This is a genomic window from Segeticoccus sp., assembly GCF_035708005.1.
Genome location: NZ_DASSTI010000148.1, coordinates 1 through 2,514, shown reverse-complemented (window position 1 = coordinate 2,514; position 2,514 = coordinate 1). Strand labels below are relative to the sequence as shown.

Genomic DNA, 2,514 nt, shown 5'->3' with positions numbered 1-2,514 from the left:
GTGCGCTGCCACGTCGGCGGCCACCCGGCCGACGCACTCGCAGGCGTTGCCGAACCCCGCAGGGTCGAGTGAGTCCGCCAGCACCTCCGTCACGACGAGCACCTGCCCGTGCGCGTGGAAGGCGCGGGTGAACGTGGATGTGGCGTTCAGCTCGTTCAGCTCACCGAGCAGGTCCGGCGTCGCCTCGACCTGGTCGAGCGCCACGGAGAACACCCGCACCACCGCGTCCGGCCGGCCGATGACACGGACGTAGTACGGGACGTGGCCGTACAGCATCGGGTAGTCACCGTCAGGATCCGGCCAGACCTTCTCCACCTTCAGCAGCCGCTCGAGCAGCGACTCCACGTACGCCTGCGCCTGGTCGATGCGCATCCTGTCCCCCTTGCCGCAACTCGAGCCGGCCTTTCCGTGCGCGCACCGACGCCATTGTCCTCACTCATCGTCGTCCCCCTCGTCCTCGAAGTCCGCGCGCGGCGGGCCGAACTGCCAGCCGCCCTCCCGGGACGGCGTGTACAGCTCGCGCAGCGCGATCGACTGGCCCTTCCCGACCGGCCCACCCCGACAGACGCTGCACCCCAGGGCCTCGACGAGCAACGCACGGTGGTGCTCCCACACCAGCGCGGTGGTCCTGGACGCGCTCACCCACGGTCCGCCCTCCGGCGTGCAGGTGCCGGACGCGGCCCCGAACCGCATCGGGCACCCCAGCTGCGCCGGGAACGCCTGCACCGGCACCGGATCTTTCGGGCAGTCACGCGCGTCCACCCCCGTCGGGACGCAGGTCAGCCCACGCTCGTCCCACCGCAGGTACGCGCCCTGCCCGAATGCGGCGGCCAGCCGGTCCACGTCCTCCTCGGTGACGTGGGGATCCGTGATCACCGCCCCCGTCTCCGCCCACGACCGCTGCGCGTCAACGACGCTCGCCCGCCGCCAGAGCCAGTGCTGCAGGTCCAGGGCGGCCCGCAGGGAACGCGTGGTCGCCGCGTCCTCCTCCAACGTCGACCGGCGCCCGAACGCGTGACTGGCGCACACGACATACGCGGTGTCCCCCTCCGCCAGCACACTGGACGGTCGCGCGGAGGCACTCCGCGGTGGTCCCGGCACGAGGTCGACCGCGCCGACGTCGACCCAGATCCGCACCACGTTCCGCCGGAAGCTCTCCTGCCAGCCCACCGCACTCGGCTGCCGCAACGTCCCGCGACGCCGCTCCGCCCCGCTCACCTCCCGCCCGCTGAGCAGCGGCGGGTAGGGCACCCGCACCTGCTCCCGGCCCCCACCCACGCCCGCCGGCACGGGACCGTTGTCGTCGTCTCCCCACACGCTCATGTCGAGCCTCCTCGGTCCGGGACCCCGGCACCGAGGTCCGCTTGACCCACGGCGTATGCCGTGCGCCGGGTCTTCCTCGGAAGGCACCGGAGCGGACCCGGTTGCCGAGCGACCACTCCGAGGGGTTACGGCCGCTGCTCTTGACCTGCGACGCAGTCTGGCACACGGCACCGACACCCGCCCCCGGCATCCTTGCGACAATGCCGGCATGGTGGAGCAGAGCATCTGGATGCAGAAGGTCACCGCCGACCCCGGCCACTCCGACTGGTATGTCGAGCGCTTCCGCGCGATGGCCCGCGCCGGTGACGACATCGTCGGCGAGGCACGACTGGTGGACGCCATGGTGCCGCGCGGCGCGCGCATCCTCGATGCCGGCTGCGGCCCGGGCCGTGTGGGCGGGTACCTGCACGAGGCCGGTCACCAGGTCGTCGGCGTCGACGTCGACCCCAAGCTCATCGCGGCGGCCGAGGAGGACCACCCGGGCCCGCGCTGGATCGTCGGCGACCTCGCCGAGCTCGACCTGGCCGCGCACGGCGTCACCGAGCCGTTCGACGTCATCGTCTGCTCCGGCAACGTGATGACGTTTCTCGCGCCGAGCACCCGTGGCCAGGTGCTGAAGCGGTTCCGCGCCCACCTCGCCGGCCACGGCCGGGCCGTCGTCGGCTTCGGCGCCGGCCGCGGCTACGCCTTCGACCAGTTCCTCACCGACGCGAAGGAGGCCGGGCTCGCGCCCGACCTCCTCCTGTCCAGCTGGGACCTCCGGCCCCTCACCGACGACGCGGACTTCCTCGTCGCCCTGCTGCGGCCGGCCTGACAAGCGCCGGCGTGCACGTGCGCTGGATCAGCGCCAGATCTGACCCGAGTAGTGGTGCCAGATGGTGCTGCTGCCGGGCGTGTAGATGCGCCACCAGGCTGCCTTGGAGGACGCCCCGACGTATCTCAACACGGCCACACCACGGCTGTCGGTCCGCGCCGACTTCACCGACTTCCAACCGGTGCTGGTCTTCCGCTGCAGGTGCACGTAGTGGGACTTCCGGTTGACCCAGGCGTCCGAGTAGTTGCTGTAGTACCGGTCTCGGACAACCGCCGTGATGAGACGCTTCGTCGTTGCGGCCGGCGAGGTCTTGCTTCGAGTCAGCGATGTCGCGTAGACGTTCGACGCCTGCTTCACCTGGAACGAGGTGGTGTGCG

Annotated in this window: 4 protein-coding genes and 1 riboswitch; of the genes, 1 reads left to right on the top strand and 3 read right to left on the bottom strand. The window is 71.5% G+C overall.

The window, feature by feature from the left end; translation table 11 throughout:
- Together VFL99_RS14365 and VFL99_RS14360 are read right to left on the bottom strand one after the other, a co-directional pair.
- Positions 1-372, bottom strand: a 372-nt coding sequence (locus VFL99_RS14365; RefSeq protein ID WP_325107057.1) for a T3SS (YopN, CesT) and YbjN peptide-binding chaperone 1, incomplete at its 3' end; no start/stop codon positions are given.
- A 60-nt stretch (positions 373-432) separates the two neighbouring features.
- On the bottom strand, positions 433-1,323 hold the full coding sequence (locus VFL99_RS14360) for a DUF3293 domain-containing protein (RefSeq protein ID WP_325107056.1): 891 nt from the start codon (positions 1,321-1,323) through the stop codon (positions 433-435).
- A gap of 32 nt (positions 1,324-1,355) precedes the next feature.
- Positions 1,356-1,469: riboswitch (SAM riboswitch) on the bottom strand.
- 62 nt (positions 1,470-1,531) lie between these two features.
- Between VFL99_RS14360 and VFL99_RS14355 the strand changes: the two genes are divergently transcribed.
- Positions 1,532-2,137, top strand: coding sequence for a class I SAM-dependent methyltransferase (locus VFL99_RS14355; protein ID WP_325107055.1), 606 nt, complete (start codon positions 1,532-1,534; stop codon positions 2,135-2,137).
- Positions 2,138-2,164: 27 nt separating this feature from the next.
- Here VFL99_RS14355 and VFL99_RS14350 read toward each other — a convergent pair.
- Positions 2,165-2,514: hypothetical protein (locus VFL99_RS14350; RefSeq protein ID WP_325107054.1), on the bottom strand; the 350-nt coding region annotated here is incomplete at its 5' end.

Bases quoted from the DNA above. Each gene is read 5' to 3' on its own strand.
- VFL99_RS14360 (WP_325107056.1), bottom strand. From the start codon at position 1,323: ATGAGCGTGTGGGGAGACGACGACAACGGTCCCGTGCCGGCGGGCGTG.
- VFL99_RS14355 (WP_325107055.1), top strand. From the start codon at position 1,532: ATGGTGGAGCAGAGCATCTGGATGCAGAAGGTCACCGCCGACCCCGGC.